The sequence below is a fragment of the Lentibacillus kimchii genome (assembly GCF_042666895.1).
Classification (GTDB): domain Bacteria; phylum Bacillota; class Bacilli; order Bacillales; family Amphibacillaceae; genus Lentibacillus; species Lentibacillus kimchii.
In genome coordinates this window covers 227597-250065 of record NZ_JBHTGR010000001.1, presented here as the reverse complement: position 1 = coordinate 250065, position 22469 = coordinate 227597, and the positions used below count along the sequence as shown (strand labels likewise).

At 43.3% G+C, this 22469-nt stretch carries 22 protein-coding genes; 1 reads left to right on the top strand and 21 read right to left on the bottom strand.

Going from position 1 to position 22469, the window contains the following annotated elements; translation table 11 throughout:
* Positions 1-82: 82 nt before the first annotated feature.
* Both ACFQU8_RS01320 and ACFQU8_RS01315 read right to left on the bottom strand, forming a co-directional pair.
* Complete coding sequence (locus tag ACFQU8_RS01320; RefSeq protein ID WP_382357348.1) at positions 83-316, bottom strand: DUF896 domain-containing protein; 234 nt, start codon at positions 314-316, stop codon at positions 83-85.
* An 86-nt stretch (positions 317-402) separates the two neighbouring features.
* Positions 403-1041, bottom strand: coding sequence for a YneB family resolvase-like protein (locus ACFQU8_RS01315; RefSeq protein WP_382357347.1), 639 nt, complete (start codon positions 1039-1041; stop codon positions 403-405).
* 276 nt (positions 1042-1317) lie between these two features.
* On the opposite strand from ACFQU8_RS01315, the gene lexA reads away from it, so the two are divergent.
* Complete coding sequence (lexA, locus tag ACFQU8_RS01310) at positions 1318-1941, top strand: transcriptional repressor LexA (protein WP_382357346.1); 624 nt, start codon at positions 1318-1320, stop codon at positions 1939-1941.
* A 200-nt stretch (positions 1942-2141) separates the two neighbouring features.
* Here lexA and ACFQU8_RS01305 read toward each other — a convergent pair whose 3' ends face one another.
* From ACFQU8_RS01305 to ACFQU8_RS01215, 19 genes are all read right to left on the bottom strand, one after another.
* Complete coding sequence (locus ACFQU8_RS01305; RefSeq protein WP_382357345.1) at positions 2142-3389, bottom strand: methionine gamma-lyase family protein; 1248 nt, start codon at positions 3387-3389, stop codon at positions 2142-2144.
* 6 nt (positions 3390-3395) lie between these two features.
* Positions 3396-4631, bottom strand: a complete 1236-nt coding sequence (gene hflX, locus ACFQU8_RS01300) for a GTPase HflX (RefSeq protein WP_382357344.1) — start codon at positions 4629-4631, stop codon at positions 3396-3398.
* A 97-nt stretch (positions 4632-4728) separates the two neighbouring features.
* The gene (spoVK, locus tag ACFQU8_RS01295; protein WP_382357343.1) at positions 4729-5646 is read right to left on the bottom strand and encodes a stage V sporulation protein K; all 918 of its coding nucleotides are present in this window, start codon (positions 5644-5646) and stop codon (positions 4729-4731) included.
* A 111-nt stretch (positions 5647-5757) separates the two neighbouring features.
* Positions 5758-5982 (bottom strand): RNA chaperone Hfq, encoded by a 225-nt coding sequence (gene hfq, locus ACFQU8_RS01290; RefSeq protein WP_382357342.1) that lies wholly within the window; start codon positions 5980-5982, stop codon positions 5758-5760.
* A gap of 38 nt (positions 5983-6020) precedes the next feature.
* Complete coding sequence (gene miaA, locus ACFQU8_RS01285) at positions 6021-6956, bottom strand: tRNA (adenosine(37)-N6)-dimethylallyltransferase MiaA (protein WP_382357341.1); 936 nt, start codon at positions 6954-6956, stop codon at positions 6021-6023.
* Between the two features lie 159 nt (positions 6957-7115).
* On the bottom strand, positions 7116-7289 hold the full coding sequence (locus tag ACFQU8_RS01280) for a hypothetical protein (RefSeq protein ID WP_382357340.1): 174 nt from the start codon (positions 7287-7289) through the stop codon (positions 7116-7118).
* 100 nt (positions 7290-7389) lie between these two features.
* Positions 7390-7575, bottom strand: coding sequence for a hypothetical protein (locus ACFQU8_RS01275; RefSeq protein ID WP_382357339.1), 186 nt, complete (start codon positions 7573-7575; stop codon positions 7390-7392).
* Positions 7576-7793: 218 nt separating this feature from the next.
* Positions 7794-9632, bottom strand: a complete 1839-nt coding sequence (gene mutL / locus ACFQU8_RS01270; RefSeq protein ID WP_382357338.1) for a DNA mismatch repair endonuclease MutL — start codon at positions 9630-9632, stop codon at positions 7794-7796.
* Between the two features lie 18 nt (positions 9633-9650).
* Complete coding sequence (mutS, locus tag ACFQU8_RS01265; RefSeq protein WP_382357337.1) at positions 9651-12221, bottom strand: DNA mismatch repair protein MutS; 2571 nt, start codon at positions 12219-12221, stop codon at positions 9651-9653.
* Positions 12222-12380: 159 nt separating this feature from the next.
* On the bottom strand, positions 12381-12950 hold the full coding sequence (locus ACFQU8_RS01260) for an outer spore coat protein CotE (RefSeq protein WP_382357336.1): 570 nt from the start codon (positions 12948-12950) through the stop codon (positions 12381-12383).
* A gap of 195 nt (positions 12951-13145) precedes the next feature.
* Positions 13146-13574 carry a RicAFT regulatory complex protein RicA family protein gene (locus tag ACFQU8_RS01255; protein ID WP_382357335.1) on the bottom strand — a complete coding sequence of 143 codons (429 nt, stop codon included), beginning with the start codon at positions 13572-13574 and terminating at the stop codon, positions 13146-13148.
* A gap of 1 nt (position 13575) precedes the next feature.
* The gene (miaB, locus tag ACFQU8_RS01250; RefSeq protein ID WP_382357334.1) at positions 13576-15156 is read right to left on the bottom strand and encodes a tRNA (N6-isopentenyl adenosine(37)-C2)-methylthiotransferase MiaB; all 1581 of its coding nucleotides are present in this window, start codon (positions 15154-15156) and stop codon (positions 13576-13578) included.
* Between the two features lie 201 nt (positions 15157-15357).
* Complete coding sequence (locus ACFQU8_RS01245) at positions 15358-15618, bottom strand: stage V sporulation protein S (RefSeq protein WP_382357333.1); 261 nt, start codon at positions 15616-15618, stop codon at positions 15358-15360.
* A 117-nt stretch (positions 15619-15735) separates the two neighbouring features.
* Positions 15736-16533, bottom strand: a complete 798-nt coding sequence (locus ACFQU8_RS01240; RefSeq protein WP_382357332.1) for a TIGR00282 family metallophosphoesterase — start codon at positions 16531-16533, stop codon at positions 15736-15738.
* Between the two features lie 102 nt (positions 16534-16635).
* A complete protein-coding gene (gene rny, locus ACFQU8_RS01235) occupies positions 16636-18201 on the bottom strand; it encodes a ribonuclease Y (RefSeq protein WP_382357331.1) in 1566 nt (521 codons plus the stop codon).
* Positions 18202-18425: 224 nt separating this feature from the next.
* Positions 18426-19484: a recombinase RecA gene (gene recA, locus ACFQU8_RS01230; RefSeq protein ID WP_382357330.1), complete on the bottom strand. Its 1059-nt coding sequence runs from the start codon at positions 19482-19484 to the stop codon at positions 18426-18428.
* Between the two features lie 186 nt (positions 19485-19670).
* Positions 19671-20915 carry a competence/damage-inducible protein A gene (locus ACFQU8_RS01225; RefSeq protein ID WP_382357329.1) on the bottom strand — a complete coding sequence of 415 codons (1245 nt, stop codon included), beginning with the start codon at positions 20913-20915 and terminating at the stop codon, positions 19671-19673.
* On the bottom strand, positions 20915-21493 hold the full coding sequence (gene pgsA / locus ACFQU8_RS01220) for a CDP-diacylglycerol--glycerol-3-phosphate 3-phosphatidyltransferase (RefSeq protein ID WP_382357328.1): 579 nt from the start codon (positions 21491-21493) through the stop codon (positions 20915-20917). Before pgsA ends, ACFQU8_RS01225 begins: the two co-directional genes overlap by 1 nt.
* A gap of 36 nt (positions 21494-21529) precedes the next feature.
* Positions 21530-22465 carry a helix-turn-helix domain-containing protein gene (locus ACFQU8_RS01215; RefSeq protein WP_382357327.1) on the bottom strand — a complete coding sequence of 312 codons (936 nt, stop codon included), beginning with the start codon at positions 22463-22465 and terminating at the stop codon, positions 21530-21532.
* Positions 22466-22469 lie beyond the last annotated feature (4 nt).

Sequence of the window (22469 nt, the reverse complement as noted above, 5' to 3'; positions counted from 1 at the left end):
CACCTTCCTCTGCTAGCATTCATATCCAATTTAATTCTATAACGAAAACGCAGATAGAACAAGTTATACTTGATAATGCTGACTATTCTTTTTTATTTTTCTTCTGCAGATCCCGAACCTTTTGCGGTGTGACATCATTTCCGGCAGGATCTCTTACCGACATAGACTTGAGTTCATTTTTAAAAGATTTCCGTACATTTTGCAGATATTCTTCACGCAGTTCTTTTTGTTCTTTTTTTTCACCGTCCGTCAGTCCGTCTTCTTTTGCTTTATGTGCTAATTCATTTATTCGATTCAATTTTTCTTTTTCAATCATTTGTAAACCTCCTGAATGACCTATAAAAAAGACAGGAATTGCATAGATTCCTATCTTTTTTATACTACATGTCCAGCATTTGTTATTCAAGTATTGTGATATTCCTGATACCTGCGGTGCACCGTCGCCTTCGAAACTGAATAGCCCAACCCGTTAAGTGTATCAGCAATGTCACGAAACGTCATATTATTTTGCCTCAGACGAACAACTTCTTGAATCGGGAACGACTTGCGGGTCTTCCCGGGAGCCAGATCACGATTGCTTAAATTCTTCTCCGGATTAAAGCCACCATCCACTGCCCGTTTCATCCCGCGCTTAATTTTCGTATTATGAATCTGCCGCTGATATTCCTCAACAATACTCAGGATCTTCAGCACCATAGAATCTGACTCGGATAATTCAAGTTCGCCATTTTGCTGAACTGTATATATAGAGACACCCAGTTTTTGCAGCTGATGAAACAAAGCAATTTTAGAATTACCCCGCCCCAGCCGTGTTTCATCCTGTATCAGCAAGCTGTCAGCCTGATGATCTGAAAAATAGTCAAGCATGCGAAAGATGCCATCACGGTTAATATCATAGCCGCTTGCCTGTTCCTGTATACAATCTGCTATGATAAATTGATAGTTATCAGCTAGTTTAATAAGTTCTTCTTTTTGCCGGTGTAAGGACGTTTCCTGTGTTTTTTTATCTGTACTCACTCTGCAATAAATAACAGCTTTCAATCTACCGTCTCCCTGCTCTATGAACTTGTTACCATGGAAACATAGAGAAAAATCAATGACAAAGCAAATGCCGTTAAGTAGAATAAGTCCGTTTTCGTCAGCTTGTCAAACATTGTAACAACCTCCGCTAAATTAGAACTTTTGTTCGCACTGTCTACACTTATTATAGACGAACACACGATCCTGTCAAGCTTTTATTCGAACGAATGTTTGTCTCAGGGGGCATGTCCATGATATACTGATATCAATAAATACTATGTGCGAGGTGTTTAATAGATGACAAAACTGTCTAAACGACAGCAAGCTATCATAGACTATATTAAAGAGCAGGTAACTGAAAAAGGCTACCCGCCATCAGTACGGGAAATTGCAGAAGCTGTGGATCTTGCTTCCAGCTCAACCGTTCATGGCCACTTAGCGCGATTAGAAAGCAAGGGTTACATTAGGCGTGATCCTACAAAACCACGGGCAATTGAGGTTCTGGATCAGTCCGAAGAAAGCCATATACCACGAGAAGATCCCCGGTATGCACCGGTTATCGGTAAAGTAACAGCCGGTATCCCCATTACTGCAGTGGAAAATATCGAGGAATTTGTACCACTGCCCGGTTCATTAACAGGGGTTGACGATAACTTATTTGTTCTGGTCATTGAAGGAGAAAGTATGATTGAAGCAGGGATACTTGATGGGGACATGGTCATTGTCAAACAGCAAAATACTGCTCAGAACGGTGACATCGTCGTTGGGATGACAGATGAAGATGAGGCAACCGTTAAACGATTCTTTAAAGAAAAGGATCATATCCGTCTGCAGCCGGAAAATGCAACGATGGAGCCGCTCATTTATCAGAATGTGACCATCCTGGGCAAAGTGATGGGGTTATACCGGCATATAGATTAAAAAACAAGGCTTTCGTCAGCAATATGATGAAAGCCCTGTTTGGGATCGCACGAACACAACTTTCCATTAAGTGTCGTTTCATTATATATAATCAGTCAGTTCCTCTGACTACCTTTCCGCTTCCTTACCACGAGAGTACCTCTCAAAGATTCTATTTCTCTTAAATAAGACTCTATTGCTGAACCAGCTTACTGCTGCACTCAACTATTCATTGACATCAAGTTTTGTTCAAGCAGTTCATTCATCGCTGCCTCAAGCGCAATTTTCACATGGGCATATGTAAGTCCGCCCTGGACAAACGCCGTGTATGGTTCTCTGATTGGTCCATCTGCCGTTAATTCCAGGCTCGCACCTTGAATAAATGTGCCCGCTGCCATAATGACATCGTCTTCGTAGCCAGGCATACCGCTCGGATATGGTTTGACAAAAGCATCAACCGGTGAGTTTTTCTGGATAGCCTGACAAAAGGCGATCATTTTTTCCTCACTGTGCAATGTTACTGTCTGAATCAGATCTGTCCGGCGAGCGTCGAAACGCGGACTTGTCTGGAAGCCGGTCAATTCCAGAAATCTTGCTGTTAGAACAGCACCCTTTAATGCTTCACCTACCACATGCGGGGCAAGAAACAATCCTTGAAACATCTCCTGCAGCATATTAAAAGTAGCGCCTGTCTCTTTGCCAAGACCCGGTGCTGTCAAACGGTTGGCACACCGTTCTATAAGTTCCGTTTTGCCAACTATATAGCCACCGGCCCGAGCCAGTCCGCCGCCCGGATTTTTAATCAGAGATCCCGCGATGATTTCGGCTCCAGCCTGCAGTGGCTCATATGCTTCAACGAATTCACCATAACAATTATCAACAAAAACGATCGCGTGCTGATTAATTGATTTCACAAATTGAACCATTTCTTTTATATCATCGATGGTAAATGAAGGCCGGTCATCATAGCCTTTTGATCGTTGAATGCCGATAACTTTTGTGTTTTCAGACATTTGACTCCTTATATCGGAAAAGTTCACAGAACCGTCTTCCAGCAAATCACTCTGTTTATAAGTAACGCAGAAATCATGTAATGAACCACTGTTCTGATTATTGATGCCAATAACTGACTCAAGGGTATCATAGGGCTTCCCAGTGATGTACAGCAGTTCATCTCCTGGCCGCAAAAGTCCAAAAAGAGCTGTAGAAATAGCATGTGTGCCGGAGACGATCTGCGGTCTGACAAGGGCATCTTCACCTCCAAACACATCCGCATAAACAGCTTCTAATGTCTCACGGCCCAAATCATCATAGCCATAACCAATCGTCGATTGAAAATGACTGTCACTTACACGGTTCGCTTTAAATGCATCAAGTACTTTTTTTTGATTCTGTTCAACTAAGTCAGCTATTTTGGCGTGCTGTTCTGTACAATCCTTCTCTGCCTCGGTTATTAGATCTTTCAGCATGTCGCTTTATGACTCCTTTACTAAACGCTGCAGTTCATGATCAGGACGCATGTACCCATTTACAATGAAAGCATTTGCATCTTCCTGAAAAAATCGCTGCGTTACAATCGTCTCTGATTCAAGCCTGTACAATAATTTCCCCTGATCAGGGGGCACTTGGATGTTATACCAGTCCCAGTCCTGTTTTAAAAGTTCTTCTATCTTCTCAAGGATCCCGCTAACAGCACCGGATTCAAAAACGCTGACTAAGATACTGGGGTGACGCATCGGTATAAAATCCTCACTCAGCTTATCCAGCTTATTATAGACCATAAGCTGGGGGACTGTATCCGCACCAAGTTCCTGAAGCAGGTTGTCGACCGTTTTCTGCTGCTGCATAACATCATCGTTCGCCGCATCAGCAATATGCAGTATGAAATCAGCCTCCGTTACTTCTTCCAGCGTTGATCGGAAGGAAGCTACCAATGTTGTTGGCAAATCCTGAATAAAGCCAACTGTGTCCGTGACCAACGCCTGTAAGCCTGACGGAAGATGAATATGCCGTGTTAGCGGATCGAGTGTTGCAAACAACTGGTTCTCGACTTTTGTTTCTCCTTTGGTCAGTTGATTAAACAATGTTGATTTCCCTGCATTCGTATAGCCAACAATTCCAATTTGAAAAACGTCATTGGCCTTTCTGCGCTTCCGGTATTGTTCACGCTGCCGAACAACTTGCTTCAGCTGATGTCTGATATCGTCAATCCGCCGTCTGATGTGACGTTGATCAATTTCCAGCTTGGTCTCTCCGGGGCCGCGTGTGCCAATTCCCGCCCCTAAACGGGACATTTCCTCACCTTTACCACGGAGGCGCGGCAGCGTGTATTCCAGCTGGGCAAGCTCAACTTGCAGCTTGCCCTCTTTTGTGTGAGCACGCCGGGCAAATATATCTAAAATTAACTGACTGCGGTCAATCAATCGCACCCCGATCGCGTCATTTAGATTTCGCATTTGACTGGGTGAAAGCTCATCATTGGAAACAACCAGATCAATTTCCAGATCACGGACCAGCTCCCCTATTTCAGCCGCTTTACCTTCACCAATATAATAGGCAGGGTGGATACGCTGCCGGTTTTGGATAATCGTTCTTTCAACTGAGCCACCAGCCGTTTCAGATAACGATGCCAGCTCAGTCAGTGATGATTCAAATTGATTGTCATCAGCCCCGGGCATTTTTACAGCCAGGAGAAGTACCCGTTCTGTCATATCAAACCTTCTTCCTAATTTACGTATTAACGTTTTTCCCAAGTTTATCATAGCAAAGAAATACCGCCTGGGCAATTCGGTGCATTCCTATCGTCTCTCACCGATCAAACGAAAGATCTTCTTCTGTCAAAAACATCAAATCATTAACCGAGAACATCTCCTGATTCAGAAGTCTGACAGCGTGATGCCGAATAGATCGCTCAACTATATTTCGGATATAGCGAGCATTAGAAAAATTGGCTGTTGTCGTCTGTTTCTGTATATTTATATGTGATCGTAATTTCCATACCGCTTCTTTTGTCAAAGCATACTCACGATCTTGAACCATTTGTTTGGCGATCATTATAAGCTGATCAATTTCGTAGTCCTGAAAATCCATGATAAATGGAAAACGAGATTTTAAACCAGGATTAAATGTTAAAAACCGTTCCATCTCTTTAGGATAGCCAGCCAGTATGAGAACAAAATCGCTATGATAATCTTCCATATGTTTGACCAGCGTATCAATGGCCTCCTTGCCAAAGTCTTTCTCCCCGCCTCGTGCTAATGAATAGGCTTCGTCAACGAATAGAATGCCTCCCATTGCTTTTTGAATGATACGCCGTGTTTTTTGGGCGGTTTGACCAATATACTCACCAACAAGATCAGCACGCTCCGCTTCAATTAAATGACCTTTCGAAAGCAGATTCATATCATAATACATCTCAGCCAGTTTTCTGGCGACGGTTGTTTTACCCGTGCCAGGATTCCCTTTAAACAGCATATGGAGAACTTGTCTGGATTTGGTCATACCCATTTCATGCCGTTTGTCATTGACGACAATGGTTGCATAAATTTCTTTTATCGTTTGTTTTAGCTGATTCATACCAATAAAAGCAGAGAATTCTGTGTCAATATGTGAGAATGGATTGTGTGACGTAATACCATGATTGTCTTTTTGAACGGTTCTGCTCTGTTCATCTTGCAGTATAATATTTATTTGCCCATTTTTGTTACGAAGCTTTTGCGTATCCACATAATCACCCTTTCGTCACGATAGCATACGCGGCTCAGGGAAGCGGTGTGACAAACGCCTAATGGGCTGCATTGGCAGAAAAAAACGGGCGCACTCGGGCGCCCGTTTTTATCATTCTTTGTCCAGTGGTATATTTCTAACTGGAGCAAAAGTTGAAATAGCATGCTTATAAATCAGCTGTTGTTTACCATCCGTTTCAACTAACACGGTAAAGTTATCAAAACCTTTTACAACGCCGCGCATTTGAAAGCCATTTGTCAGAAATAACGTAACGGAGACATTATCCTTTCGTAGTTTATTCAAATACTGATCCTGAATGTTAACCGACTGCGCCATCGTGTTTCCTCCTCTTTTGAAACTCTGGCTTAATACTTCTAGATCCTTGCAAGCATTCCTGCCAGGTCGTCAAAAATTTTTTCAAAAGTACCGTCGATTGCATCGGGTGTTACATGATACCAATTTACCTGCATCTTATTTTTAAACCAAGTGTACTGCCGTTTGGCATAACGTCTCGAATTTCGCTTGAGTAATTTTATGGTGTCATCAAAGGTCTGCTCTCCTTTAAAATAAGGGATAAACTCCTTGTAGCCGATACCACGCAGCGCCTGATGATTCTCATATCCCTGATTATAAAGCAGTCTCACTTCTTCCACAAGCCCTTGCTCCAGCATTTGCTCGACCCTGGCATTGATACGCTGATACAAAAGCTGCCGATCCATCTCGAGACCAAGCAAAATCGGACTATAGGGTGAATTCTCAGGCTGATCCTGCTGATAGTCTGACATCGTCTTCCCTGTTGTTTCGTAGATTTCGAGGGCTCGAATGAGGCGCTGGTGATTGTTCGGATGTATTTTGACCGCCTGATCCGGATCGATAGCTTTCAGGTTCTCATATAACTTATCAGCCCCCAGCGTTTTGAGCTCCTCTTCCAAACGGCGGGTGACGTTCTCATCCCGGGGCTTTTCGGCAAAATGATAATTATACAGGGCAGCCTGGATATAAAGACCGGTTCCGCCAACAATAACAGGCAGTTTGCCGCGTCTGTTGATAGCTTCAATCGACGCTTGCACCATCTGCTGGAAATCCGCAGCTGAAAAGGGTTCTGACGGATGTTTAATATCCAGCATATGATGAGGGATTGATTGCTTATCGTTCTGCGTTATCTTATCCGTTCCAATGTTCAATCCTCTATACACCTGCAGCGAATCTCCGTTTATAACTTCGCCATCAAAACGGTGGGCTATATCAATGCTTAACCGCGTCTTCCCTACTCCGGTCGGTCCAACAATTGCTACGACTGGCTGTATCATCTGCATTCCCCTATCACATTCTTACACATTGAGCACAAACAACAGTAAGTTTAACGTGTTCCTAATAGCTTAAGCAAATCTTATTATCTCACAATCATCATCCGCAAACAATTATTAGCGGGTTTATCATACTCATTACGCCCATTTCAGCAACAAACGCTACAGCTCATAAATGGTGCTGGCAGTCAGACGATACCGGTAAAGCCAGTCCAGGTGCTGTCCTTGATTATTTAACTTAAGTCTGTCTTCAATCATACTCATAATGATCAGCAGATTTTTCATACTTTGATTGCTTGCTTCACCTCTAAATTTGGCACTTAACTCCTGAAGCAAGGTAGGTATACTGCATAGAGCGGATTTTTTAAGTTGAAAATCAGCAAGTAACTGATCACAAACATAGCTATAAAATTAATCGGAATACCAGTTCAAATATTCAAGCCCGCCAAATAGACATCAGCATGGCTGTGATTGTGGAAATCCCAATTAAAATGTTTTCTGATCCGAACAAAGCCATAAAGGCAAAAATAAATGCCATAATGCCGACAAATAGCAGGTTGTTGGAAATAATGGTTTTTTGTTTATTTTCATACGTACCATCTTTTTTAATATGTTTTCGCATTTAATGTTTTAATATTAAAGTTTTAAATGCAAAACTAAAATGCTCACTATTTCACACATGATATTAAATCAATTTCCTTCACTATAACCAAACAGCTTGTTCTGGAGCTAACCAATCAAAAATGAGGCAGGTGTCTCACATCCACTTCCTGCACACATTTAAAATTGACCAGCTTTAAGAATAATGGATTTCGTTATATCCCAGCCTTAGACCAATAACTACATAACCCGCTTAAACATTTTTTCCAGCTCATAGGATGAAAAATGGATGATAACCGGCCTTCCGTGCGGGCATGTGAAAGGATCCGCTGTCGCCCGCAAATCTTCCAGCAAACGGAACATATCATCAGAATTTAAATAGTGATTGGCTTTAATAGACCGCTTGCATGACATGAGTGCTGCAGCACCTTCTCTGATGGATGCCACATCCACTTGTTCATCCTGCATAATCTGATCAATCATTTCCCGGATAACCTCTTCTTCATAGCCTTTTGGAAACCAATTAGGGTGAGACCGGATAATGTAGGTTTGGTTTCCAAACGGTTCAAAAAACAAACCAACTTGAGCAAGGTCTTCTATATGATGATCAATAAAAATAGCTTCCTGTTTGGAAAAGTCAAACGTTAATGGAATCAACAGTTCCTGTACTTCATTGGCCGTTTGACCTAATTTGCGTCTGAACTGTTCAAATTTAATACGTTCCTGAGCTGCATGCTGATCGATCATATACAAACCAGTTTCGTTTTGTGCCAGAATATAGGTCCCCTGAACCTGACCAATTGGGTGCATAACGGGAATCCGCTCTTGTGTCTCAGGTATTTGAGCCGTTGTATCTTTATCATCCAACGAGGCGGCTGAACTGGCTAAAGGGGCTTTCCAATACCTGTCTTGAGATGGAACCGGATATACATCGGGTTCGGTGTCAGCAGAAACCACATTTGGCTGAGATTCATTGACCTGTTGTGTGAACGAGGTATTGGTTTCTGTTTTGGGTTCCGGAAAGGTCATTGTATTTTGCAGTGATTGCCTCGTGTTATCCGGCTTAGGCTGTTCCTCTTCCATCTCCGGTATGAGTGATATCTGCCGGAAAGCATCACGAATAGCGCCTTCAATCGCTGTGAAAAGTTCTTTGTCTTTACTAAAACGAACTTCAAGCTTTGTGGGGTGCACATTCACATCAACTAAAACCGGATCCATGTCAATGTTCAAAACAACAACTGGGTAACGGCCCACCGTAAGCAGTGTATGATAGCCTTTAATAATTGCCTGTGATAGCTGCATACTCCTGATATAGCGACCATTAATCATGGTCGATACATAATTCCGGGAAGCTCTTGTCACTTCCGGTTTGGCAATATAACCATTAATCGAGAAATCAAGCGTATCACGGTGAATCGGGATCATTTTTCTGGCAACACTCATGCCATACACCTGGCTGATAACCTGCAGCCGATCACCAGTACCGGCAGTCGCAAACAGCTGGTTGCCATTATGAACAGCTTCAAACCGAATACCCGGATGGGACAAGGAGAGCCGGTTAAGCAAATCAGTTATATGTCCCAGTTCCGTATGAATGGTTTTCATATATTTCAGGCGCGCCGGCGTATTGTAAAATAAATCGTCTACAATAATCTCCGTTCCCTGGCGTGCATCACTTTTAGACCGGTCTGATATCTCACCGCCTTCAATTGACAGCCATGTACCGGCCCCATCTCCCTGCGACGTTTTAATCTTTAACCGGCTGACCGCCGCGATACTGGCTAAAGCCTCTCCACGGAAACCTAATGTGGTCACCCGAAACAGATCAGATTCCTGTGTGATTTTACTTGTCGCATGACGCAGAAAAGCCTTTTCAGCATCTGTTTCAGACATCCCTCTCCCATTATCAACGACTTTAATTGATTGCAGCCCAGCTTCTTCGACTTCCACCCGAATCCACGAACTATTCGCATCGATACTGTTTTCAATCAGCTCTTTGACAACAGAAGCTGGACGTTCCACAACTTCCCCGGCCGCTATTTTATTAGCCAGTGTATCCGGGATTTGCCAGATTTCCATGGAAACACCCCCCTCTTTTTATTCCTCTTCTGTCTGTTTTTGCAGCCGATATAATTCATTCATAGCTTCTATTGGGGTCATCTCAAATAGATTGACAGCTTTAAGTTCATCCACGATGGTATAGTCTTTTCGGCTTTCCTGTACTGATTCATCGTGTGTCTCCCCGGTCTGGTCGAAAAGCGATAATTGACCAGTGTCGGCCACAGGAACTTCACTATGTTGTTCCAGCTGCCCCAAAATGGCACGGGCCCGTTTTATCAATGGTGCCGGCAGATCAGCCAGCTTAGCTACATGAATCCCGTAGCTTTGATCCGCGGCCCCGTCCTGAATTTGATGCAGAAAGACAACATTCCCATCATGTTCCTCAGCCCGGACATGAATGTTTTTCAGCTTGTCCAGTGAATTCTCCAACGCTGTCAGCTCGTGATAATGTGTCGATAGGACGGTTTTAGCATGAATGTGATCATGAATGTGCTCTACAATCGCCTGCGCCAGAGCCATCCCATCATACGTGCTTGTACCACGGCCAATTTCATCCAGCAGAATTAAACTATTTTCCGTTGCGTTTGTAATCGCGTGATTGGCTTCAAGCATTTCAACCATGAATGTACTCTGACCCGAAACAAGATCATCAGCCGCTCCAATTCGTGTGAAGATTTGGTCGAAGAGAAGCAGTTCAGCATCTTCACAGGGAACAAAGCAGCCAATCTGCCCCATAATAACAATAAGTGCAAGCTGGCGCATATAAGTGCTTTTACCAGACATATTTGGACCCGTTATCAACAAAATATCGGTTTCCCTGTCAAGCTGGATATCATTCGGAACAAAGGCATGATCCTTCACGACTTGTTCAACCACCGGGTGACGACCGTTTTTAATCGACAGCAACTGATCCGAAAACCGGGGACGCTGGTATTGATTTGCCTCACTTACCGCTGCAAAACCCTGAAGAACATCGATTTGACTCACAACTTCTGCTAAATACTGAATAGCCGGAATATGCTCTTTAACCTGGTCACGAATCGTCATAAATAAGTTATATTCCAGATCAACACTTTGTTCTTCGGCCTCCAGGATCAGCTGTTCTTTTTCCTTCAGTTCCGGTGTAACATAACGCTCGGCATTGGCAAGCGTCTGTTTGCGTTCATATCTGTCCTCAGGCAATAAGTGCAAATTAGCTTTTGTAACTTCAATATAATAGCCAAAGACCCGGTTGAATCCTATTTTCAATGACTTTATACCCGTTTCCTGACGCTCTTTTTGTTCCAGTTCAGCAATCCATTGTTTCCCGTCTGTTGAGGCACTGCGATACGTATCCAGTTTAGTACTGTAGCCATCTTTAATGATGCCGCCTTCTGTTACAGATGCAGGCGGATCATCTTTCAAGCCGGCATCAAGCAATGTCATAAGATTTTCCGGAAATTGAAGCTGACTGCTTAAGTGTGTGATTCTTTGCTGCTCAAATTGCGTTAAAATGGTTTTAAGGTCAGGAATCTGGCCCAATGATTGTTTCAGCTGGATCAGATCCCGGGCATTAACATTACCGTAAGCTATTCTGCCGGCAAGACGCTCCAGATCATAGACAGATTTCAGTGTTTCACGCAAAGTATCGCGTTCCATAAACCCGCGTAAAAACCCTTCCACTATATCAAGCCTTGCTTCAATCTGCTGCTGATTTAACAAGGGACGATCAAGCCACTTTTTAAGCATGCGTGACCCCATTGGTGTTACAGTCTGATCGAGCACCCATAGCAAGCTGCCCTGTTTTCCTTTTTTCATAAGCGTTTTGGTCAGTTCCAGATTTCGCTTGGAATACATATCCAGAGCCAAATAATGATCCAATTCAATTAGTTTAACAGGCTGCAGATGATCGAGTGACCGTTTTTGGGTGGTCATAATATAGTTAAGCATCCTGCTGAGACCATGTACGAGTCGTTCATCATTTAAATTGGCGCACAAATCCCGAAACTCAGCATCAAATGACACATCATCCTGATAGGATAAGGTGAGCTGCAGCTTTTCAGCTAAAGTTTGCTGTATCGACTCCGGCAAGTCAGAGCCAATAACCATCTCCTTAATCGGCTGATTATACAATTCATGCATGACCGCATCCCAGCCATCTGTGATCAGCGCAATACTGTTTTCGCCAATCGATAATTCACTATAGACAATCACATAGGAACCATCTGGAAAATAGGTGAGACTGGCAATATAGTTATGGTCACGTTCCTCCAGCATATTGCTTTCCATGACCGTTCCCGGGGTAACCAATTGGACAACTTCCCGTTTGACCACCCCTTCGGCATCTTTAGGATCCTGAACTTGTTCGCAAATCGCTACTTTATAGCCTTTTTCAATTAAATTTTTAATGTAATTACTAGATGAATGATAAGGTACACCACACATTGGCGTCGGGTTCTGCTTGCCGCCGTCCCGCTTCGTCAGTGTGATTTCCAGCTCTCTTGCTGCCAAAGTGGCGTCATCAAAAAACATTTCATAAAAATCACCAAGCCGAAAAAATAAAAAAGCATCCTGATAGTCATTCTTGATGCTCATATATTGCTCCATCATTGGTGTGTATTTAGCCATCACGAATCCTCCAAAACATACATATCGATTATTATATTATAGCATATATAACCGTATTAAAACGACTGATGAAAGTTGATCAAGAATTTAAGTCATTTCTGGAATATGATGGTGCAGTAAAGGAAAAAACTTACGAGAGTATAAACTCTCGTAAGCAGCTCAGTCACTGAAGTTACTGCCGCTGTCAACAAAATCCGGTTCAACATCATTTAATTCATCGTCCGTAATATCAGCACCCCAGTCATCGTCGTCAAATGCCAGACCTTTCTGATCTACTTTGACGGCTACTTTCGTCTCGCCAATGATTTGTACGCCAAACTCGCGTTCAACTTCCACAGCAATTTTCTGGCCATATTCCGTAATTTCACATTCCAGGCAGTTTGGCTGCTGTACTACTTTGGCAATAACATCATAGTCATCATTCAAACTGTTATCGTCCTTCACAGACAGTGGAACTTTGTCGGTATACGTGACGCGTTCGGTAACGACTTCGGTTCGGGTATTATCGTTGTAGGAGTACCAAATGTTAATGTCATAGCTGCCGCTTATCTCAACAGTGTCTTCTGATTTTTTCTTAGCATTATATAAGTGGTTGATCACCCAGCAGCCAAGGATACTGGACGGATTATGTGATGGTGATACATGGTGGGTTGCTTCCGTAAACTTTCTGCCTTTGCCGCAGACCGCTTTTGTAATAATCTCTCTGTACTCATGATCAAGATAGGACATAAATTGTTACCTCCTTTTTCTCATAGCATCGTATGCAAGACAAATACCTAAAGTGCATAGCTGACTTGGAAAAGGAAGCAATGACGCCTGCCACGCTTCATACTAAAAGCCAGGCAGTTTCCATGCCTGGCTTCATTTCGCGCGCTATTCATCAAGGTGAACGATAGTCTCCATGACCAGCAATGGAACTAAATATTAACGGCTGCTGGCTGACTCGTCAGGGAATTCTTTTCCTGTTTCACCGGAAAGAAGATCACCGCCTGTAGATGTGATGACATTGTTGGTCACCTCACGGGAAATCGTTCCCGATACAAGCTGCAGAACATCATTGACAACACCCTGTGTCTCTTTAAATTCCTGAACAATAGGAATGGCATCGACTTCTTCATGCAGACGGTCAATTTCTTCTTCAACTTTTTTCAAGGCTTCTGTTTTGCCGTATGCCTGAAAATTAACAGCTTGTTTTTGCAGTGTCTTGATTTTTTGAATTAGACTTTGCACCTTTTGATTGTTGTTGATTTTAGCCTCAACCTGCTTAAAGCGGTCAATTTCTTCTGTATCGGCAAGCATACCCGCTAATGTTCTTGCCTCATCCATTATTTGCTGGCGTGTATATTCTGCCATATTATTTCACCTCAGCTGGCGTTTCGGCCATAACACCATTTAATGACCATGTTCTGGCTTCTGTGATTTCAACATCGATAAGCTGGCCGATTAATGATTTTGGTGCTCTGAAATTAACTAATTTATTCCGTTCCGTATAACCTGCGAGAACGTCAGGATCTTTTTTACTTTCACCTTCAACAAGCACTTTAACGATTTCACCTTTATACTGTTGCATCGATTCAGCAGATTGTTTATTAACCAGTTCATTCAGCCGATAGAGACGCTGTTTCTTAACGTCTTCAGGAATGCTGTCTTCTTTTCGGGCTGCCGGCGTTCCTTCACGCGGTGAATAGATGAATGTAAACGCCGACTCAAAACCAACTTCTTCGACTAGGGACATTGTTTCTTCAAACTGCTCTTCCGTTTCATTCGGGAATCCGACTATAATATCTGTTGTCAGAGTCGCATTCGGCATGGCTTCGCGAATCTTTCTGACCAGCTCCAGATAATCCTCCCGGGTATAGCGGCGGTTCATTTTCTTAAGAATCCGGCTGCTTCCTGACTGGACCGGCAGATGAATATGATCAAGCAGATTGCCGCCCTGGGAAAGAACCTCGATTAAGCGATCGTCGAAATCTCTTGGATGCGACGTGGTGAAACGGATTCTTGGGATATCGATTTTATGAAGATCGTCCATCAAATCACCCAGACCATAATCCGACTCGTCAAAATCCTTGCCATAAGCGTTAACATTTTGGCCGAGAAGGGTGACTTCCTTGTAGCCTTGCGCTGTTAAATGGCGTACTTCCTGAATAATATCCTCTGGATGACGGCTGCGTTCTTTACCTCGAGTCATCGGTACAATGCAGTAAGTGCAGAACTTGTCGCAGCCATACATAATATTCACCCAAGCCTTAACGCTGCCTTTACGGGCTTTGGGAAGGTTTTCGATAATATCGCCTTCTTTGGACCACACTTCAATTACTTTTTCCTTGCCAAAAATGGCATCTTTGATAAGCTGTGGCAACCGATGAATATTATGCGTTCCAAAGATGAGATCAATTTGCGGGTGTTTTTTCAAAATCCTGTTGACGACCCCCTCTTCCTGGGACATACAGCCACATACACCAAGAATCAGGTCGGGATTCTCGCGTTTTAGAGCCTTCAAATGGCCGATTTCACCAAATACTTTATTTTCCGCATTTTCGCGTATGGCACACGTATTCAGCAAAATAACGTCTGCTTCTGTTTTATCATCCGTTGATGTATAGCCCATTTCCTCCAGAATACCAGCCATTACCTCTGTATCGTGTTCATTCATCTGACAACCATATGTACGTATCAGGAACTTTTTATCCTGGCCAATGTTTTCCATATCTTCCGGGATGCCGAAATCATAGTGTACTTTGATATCGTCACGACCGCGTTTTCTGGCTTTGCTTAAATTAGGCGGTTCATAGGATGTCTCAAAGTACTTGGAAATCAAATCGTCGCTTGATGTATTCTGCAGCCGTTCCATATTATTCGCAGCAGATTTTACGTCTGAGGAATTCTCCGGCTGCTTAATTTGAGCTTGCTGTTTCCGTTCATCTTCGTTCATATCCAAACTCCTTTCAGCTATACCTCAAGTTATAGCTATAACCATCCATAATGTCATTATAAAGGCTCAGGACAAATTAAACAATACATGACCCATTACAGCTGGGCAACCAGACGCTAACCTGAACATGGGCGCCTGACTGCTGAAACAATAAAAATAGTGCTGCGCAAAAGCACAACACTGGTAGTAAAAAATATGATATTATCTCGGTTCGACAATTAACTTAATGGCTGTCCGTTCTTCTTCATCAATCATAATATCCGTAAATGCCGGTATGCAGATTAAGTCAACGCCGCTTGGTGCCACAAATCCTCTGGCAATCGCAACTGCCTTAACAGACTGGTTCAGAGCACCGGCACCTATTGCCTGCATTTCTGCTGATCCTCTTTCTCTTAATACGTTTGCAAGTGCACCTGCTACTGAATTTGGATTTGATCTGGCTGATACTTTTAATACGTCCACTCCTAGTACCTCCTTCATGTGCTATTGTCATTCTACTGATACTATATTCTTATAATTGCTAGCTTATAACCTCATTATGCAACAATATTTCTAAACATTCAAATAAAGCGAATCGATTTAAGTGAAGAAGGGATGATCATCATTTATCATAATCCGTTCAGCAGCCGTTGCTTTTCCTGTCTTTTCATTAATTGTTATCAACAGACCGTTCAGTTGTGCCCGGCCTTTTTTATCCACTTCAAAACGCCCTGGCAAACCTGTTAAGAACGTTTTCATAACCGCTTCCTTTTCCATGCCTATAATTGAATCATACGGACCGGTCATGCCAACGTCCGTTATATAGGCTGTTCCGTTCGGAAGCACGCGTTCATCAGCTGTCTGAACGTGCGTATGGGTACCAGCTATCGCTGTCACTTTTCCATCCAGATACCAGGCCATAGCCTGTTTTTCACTTGTTGCTTCGGCATGGAAATCAACAAAGATGATGTTGGTCCGCTTTTTAGCCTCCGAAATCAATTCATCCATTTTACGAAAGGGATCATCAAGGGCAGATAGAAATGTTCGGCCTTGTGCATTAATAATAGCAACTTCTGTGCCGTTCAAGTTAACAAACGTCATCCCTTTCCCCGGCGTTCCCTCAGGAAAATTGGCTGGCCTGACTAGATTTTTAGCATCATCTATGAATTCAAATATCTCTTTTTTATCCCATGTGTGATTCCCCATGGTAATAGCCTGTGCTCCAGCTTCCAGCAGCTGTTTGTAAATTTTCTCAGTTATCCCTTTGCCAGCTGCAGCATTCTCGCCATTAATGACCGTTATGTTTGGGTGGTAGACTTCCTTTAACTTGGGTAAATACTGTTGAACCATTTCTCTTCCGGGTGACCCTGTTACATCACCTACAAATAATAATTTCATTGTGCTCCATCCTTCTATCTGCGTAATTAAATATAGTGTTGCATAGTATCTGAGTATTGTAAAGTAACTAAAAATAGAAGCGGCCGGTTATGGCCGCTTGTCCTATTTTGCATATTCAACTGCCCGTGTTTCCCGAATAACCGTCACTTTGATATGACCTGGGTAATCAAGTTCACCTTCAATTTCTTTACGGATATCACGTGCAATTCGAACTGAATCAATATCATTAATTTCGTCTGGTTTAACCATAATTCGAATTTCTCTTCCGGCCTGAATGGCAAAGGATTTTTCAACTCCAGCAAACGACTCAGAGATTTCTTCGAGTTTTTCAAGACGTTTAATATAGTTCTCCAGGGATTCACTTCTGGCACCTGGTCTGGCAGCTGACAACGCGTCGGCCGCTGCGACCAGAACTGAGATAATTGATGTTTGTTCCTCATCACCATGATGGGACGCAATCGCATTAATAACAACGTCATGTTCCTGATACTTCATGCCCAGTTCTTTACCAATTTCAACGTGACTTCCCTCGACTTCATGATCAATCGCTTTTCCAATATCATGAAGCAGACCAGCCCTTTTTGCCAGTGTCTGGTCTTCGCCTAATTCTGCTGCAAGCAGCCCGGCGAGATACGCAACCTCGGTCGAATGCTTCAAGACATTCTGCCCGTAACTTGTGCGATATTTTAAGCGGCCAAGTATTTTGATAAGATCTGGGTGTAACCCATGTATGCCGACTTCGAATGTCGTTTCTTCCCCAACTTCACGAATCTGATCGTCAACGTCACGTCTGGCCTTATCAACCATCTCTTCAATTCTGGCAGGATGAATCCGGCCATCCTGTACAAGTCTTTCCAGAGCCATTCGGGCAATTTCGCGACGAATTGGGTCAAATCCGGACAATACGACCGCTTCCGGTGTATCATCGATAATTAGATCAATACCGGTCAGTGTTTCCAGTGTCCGTATATTACGGCCTTCACGACCAATAATTCGCCCTTTCATGTCATCACTTGGGAGATTGACAACAGACACAGTTGTCTCGGCCACATGATCCGCAGCACAACGTTGCAAAGCCAGTGAAAGAATGCTTTTAGCCTTCTTATCTGCCTCTTCCTTGGCTCGGTTCTCTGCTTCCTTAACTTTCAGAGCGGTTTCGTGGTTGACTTCCTGCTCAACCCGGTCCAGAATAACCTGTTTTGCCTGGTCACTCGTATAGCCCGAAATCCGCTCAAGCTCTGTCTGCTGTTCGTTAAGCGTCGCTTCCACTTTGCTTTCCATTTCTTCAATTTGTTGTTGTTGTTCTGCTAATGATGCTTCCCTTCCTTCCAGCGTTGTTTCCCGCTCATCCAGCGTTTTTGTTTTTCCGTCCAGATTATCTTCTTTTTGCAACAGGCGATTTTCCTGTTTCTGTACTTCAGATCGCCGTTCACGTAACTCATCTTCTGTCTGCTGGCGTAAATTATAGGCTTCATCTTTCGCCTCGAGAAGTTTTTCTTTTTTAGCAGCATCCGCATTCCGATGTGCTTCATCAACTATTTGTTTAGCTAAAGTCTCCGCACTGGAAATTTTAGCTTCACCAATCGATTTACGAATTAGGTAACCAACAACAATACCGACGATCAGGATTACGGCAAGCAAAATGGAGATGACTAAAGGATTATCCATGATTTCACCTCCTCTTGCTATAAAATTGTACAATTCATTCATTATTGTCGGCGTGTAAAAGGTTCAATAATAAACAATTTATTGTATAATAAAATAAGTAAATTATACAGTTTAATTTTACTGTGCTGTGTCATTTATGTCAAGAAAACGTAATAATTTGCAAATCAATAAGAAAAAAGTCCTTTACCGCATGCCAGCAAAGGACTTCTCATCATCTGATTCGTTTATACATCTGTTGTTTCCTGATCAGTTTGTTCGTCATTTTCTTCCTGATCAGCCTGTTCCTCTTCCGGTTTATCATCCAAATGATAATGTTCGCGAATTGCTTGATGAATTTCCATTTTAGTTGCTTCATTTTCTTTCAGGAACTGTTTAGCATTTTCTCTTCCCTGTCCCAGGCGTTCACCATTATACGAATACCAGGCACCGCTTTTTTGAACGATATCCAAGTCTGAACCAATGTCCAGGATTTCACCTTCTCTAGAAATCCCTTCTCCGTACATGATATCAACTTCAGCCTGCTTAAATGGTGGAGCAACTTTGTTTTTGACAACTTTTAAGCGCGTTTTATTCCCAACCATATTATTGCCTTGTTTAAGTGTTTCTGCACGGCGTACTTCCAGTCTGACAGATGAATAGAATTTAAGTGCGCGGCCGCCAGGCGTTGTTTCCGGATTACCGAACATAACACCGACTTTTTCTCTGATCTGATTAATAAATACAGCCGTTGTTTTTGATTTGTTAATAGCACCGGACAGTTTTCTCAGCGCCTGGGACATCAGGCGTGCTTGAAGTCCAACGTGTGAATCCCCCATTTCGCCTTCGATTTCGGCTTTTGGCACCAGAGCTGCTACCGAGTCTACAACGATAATATCGATGGCACCGCTGCGTACCAGCGCTTCAGCAATTTCCAGTGCCTGTTCTCCGGTATCCGGCTGTGACAAAAGCAATTCATCGATATCAACACCCAGCGCTTTCGCATAAGTCGGATCAAGCGCATGCTCAGCATCGATAAACGCGACCTGTCCACCCTGCTTCTGTGCTTCAGCAATGGCATGCAGCGCCACCGTTGTTTTACCGGATGATTCCGGTCCATAAACTTCTACCACACGGCCCCTTGGATAACCGCCAATGCCAAGAGCGACATCCAAAGCCAGTGAGCCGCTTGGAATCGTCGCCACATTCTGTCCTTCCTGTTCACCAAGTTTCATAATCGAACCTTTGCCAAATTGCTTTTCAATCTGTTTCAACGCCGTATCCAGAGCCTGATTTTTATCTCCCAATGAGCGTACCTCCCTTATAAGTGAAACAATTCTAGTTTTATCATACGCCCTTTTGAACATTTTCTCAATAGAAAGGCGAATAAGTGTTCTTGTATTTTAGTGAATGAACAACAGGTGAAAAGGAAATTTAACGGGGGCTTAGAAAAATAAAATTGTATTTCACCATTTAACAGTGTGGTTATATAGTCATTTTAACAGATTAAACAAAAGTTCATAACCCTTTAGAACAGCACGTTCGCGCACCGTTTGCCGGTCACCCTGAAACGTATATTTTTCCACCGTTTGTTTTCCAGACTTGTCATAAACACCGATAAAAACAGTTCCGGCAGGCTGTCTTTCACTGCTGTCCGGACCGGCTGCACCTGTAAAACTGATGCCAATATCTGAATCAAGACGCGACCTGACATTTTCTGCCATAGATGATGCACACGCTTCACTGATCGTACCATGCTGCCTAATAAGCTCAGAGGAAACATTGAGTACTTGCTCCTTCACTTGAGTGCCATAGCAGACAATGGCGCCAGTACACACATCCGAAGCACCCGGAATAGCTGTTAGTCTTTCTGTAAACATACCACCCGTTAAACTTTCGGCAGCCCCAAGTGTATAACCCTGCTGTTTCAGCAAACTGTAAACACTCTCCTCAAGTGTCTGATCATCGGTTCCATGGAAAAATTCGCCGACTCTTTCCATAACTGCCGCTCGGCTCTGTTTAATTAAACGATCTGCCTCCTGATCAAATTCTGCCTTGGCTGTCAGCCGGATAGCAATCCCCTGGTCCTGTGCCAAAGGAGCAATTGTTGGATTCGTCTGCTGCTGAATTAAGTCCAGCAGCTTATCCTCGACCTTCGACTCACCAATTCCTGTGAAACGGAGCATGGTGGATTTAATCACTGTATCCCGGCCAATGACCTGCTGCAGGCGAGGAATTACCCTGTCAGTCATCATGCGTTTCATTTCCCTCGGAACGCCTGGCAGGAAAACCCATGTTTTATCGTTGTGTGTCACAATCATTCCCGGAGCCATGCCTGTATTGTTAGTCATAACATCCGCTCCAGTAAAGACGCGTGCTTGTTTTCTATTGTTAGATGTCATCGTTTCCTGCTTTTCAGCAAAGTAAGCTTCAATTTTTTCCATAGATGACTTGTGCTCGATAATAGGGATGCCAGTCAGTTGCTGGAATGCTTCACGTGTAAGGTCATCTTCGGTCGGTCCCAGTCCGCCGGTGACAATAATGATATCCGCCCGCTCACCGGCAATCCGGAACTGCTCCTCAACCCGCCGGAGATTATCCCCGACAACTGAATGATGACGAACATTAATGCCAATCGATGCCATAGCCTTCGACAGCCATTGTGCATTCGTATTAGGAATCTGGCCTAATAGTAATTCTGTGCCTACAGCAACAATCTCTGCGTTTTCCTGTTTCATCATTTGGAATCCCTCATTACATGCCAATTTTTAACAAAGTAATCAACGCCTGATATAATTGTAAAAATCAGCGATAGATATAGCATCATTAAGCCAAATGGTATGCCGGCATATGAAAAGGGAAAGTTATGCAGCAGCAAAACAGCAATTGCAATCATTTGTGTGGCTGTTTTCAGTTTCCCCATATTTCCAGCGGCCAGAACAATACCTTCACCGGCTGCCACCAGCCGAAGACCCGTCACTGCAAATTCCCGGCTGATAATAATAATGGTTATCCATCCCGGGGCAAGCCCCTGTTCCACCAGTAAAATCAATGCAGCAGCAACCAGCAGTTTATCAGCAAGCGGATCAAGAAATTTCCCGAGATTTGTTATTAAATTATATTTTCTTGCATAATAGCCGTCAACCCAGTCTGTTGCAGCCGCTACAATAAATAATAAAGCTGCGGCGAAATGGGAAACGGGCAATACCGCTTCACCAATAGACCACTCACTCCAATTGAAGGGAATGGCCAGCAAAATCATGAAAATAGGAATTAGAAGAATGCGTGACAGTGTCATCTGATTTGGAATGTTCACAGTTTTCTCTCCTTCTGTGTACGTAAGCAGCTTTTCTTATTTGCCCGAGTCTTGTTCTTTATTAAGGTTAACCCAGATTTTTTGATGAAACACTTCGTTGTCCGGATCGACCGGATAATCAAGTGCTGCACCATCTACAGTAATATCAAGTGCTGGCGCATTGCCAACATTGAACCTTACCCGATCAGCCCCTGATACATCCAGTTCAATCGGTGAATCTTCAGCTGTTGCCGTATCTTTAAACAGCACGTCACCGTCACCATTATCTACTTCGAGCCAGGAATCATCCGTTGCTTCAATTGTTACAGAAATCTTATTACTGGCATGTTCCAATGTCAGTGTCGATTCAGGAGGATTTCCGGTACTCTCTTCGTCCACCGTCAGCGCTGGATCTGGACTCTCTTCCTGTGAATCAGTGCTTTCCGCATTGGCTTTGTTGTCTTCCTCAGCATCCGAACTGTCGTCATCCGCCGGCTCATTTCCGGACTCGTCATCCTGCTCGCGGACAACTTCATTATTTTCAGTTTGCGGCTGTGTCTGTGCTGAATCCGTGCTGTCCTCTGTCGACGATTCCTGCAAAAAAAACCATACGATAAAAACGATACCGATTACCAGCAGCACGACAATAACAGTCGGTATAAATGAAAAAACGTTTGTGCTTTTATTGGGACTGTTATCCTTGCGTGACCGGTGAACTTGTGAATAATGTGCTGAATTGTCCTCTTCTGTCTGGGGGACCTCTGCGTTATATTCTTCAAGAAGTTCATTGGGATCCAATCCCACAGCAGTCGCATACTCTTTAATAAAAGCACGCGCATAAAATGTTCCTGGCAGAATACTGAAATTCTCGTTCTCAATTGCCTCCAGATATCTCTTCTGTATTTTTGTTGTTTCCTGCATCGTCTCGAGCGACATGTTTTGTTTTTCTCTTGCCTCTCTCAGCTTTTCACCGATCGCCATGCGTAACACCATCCAT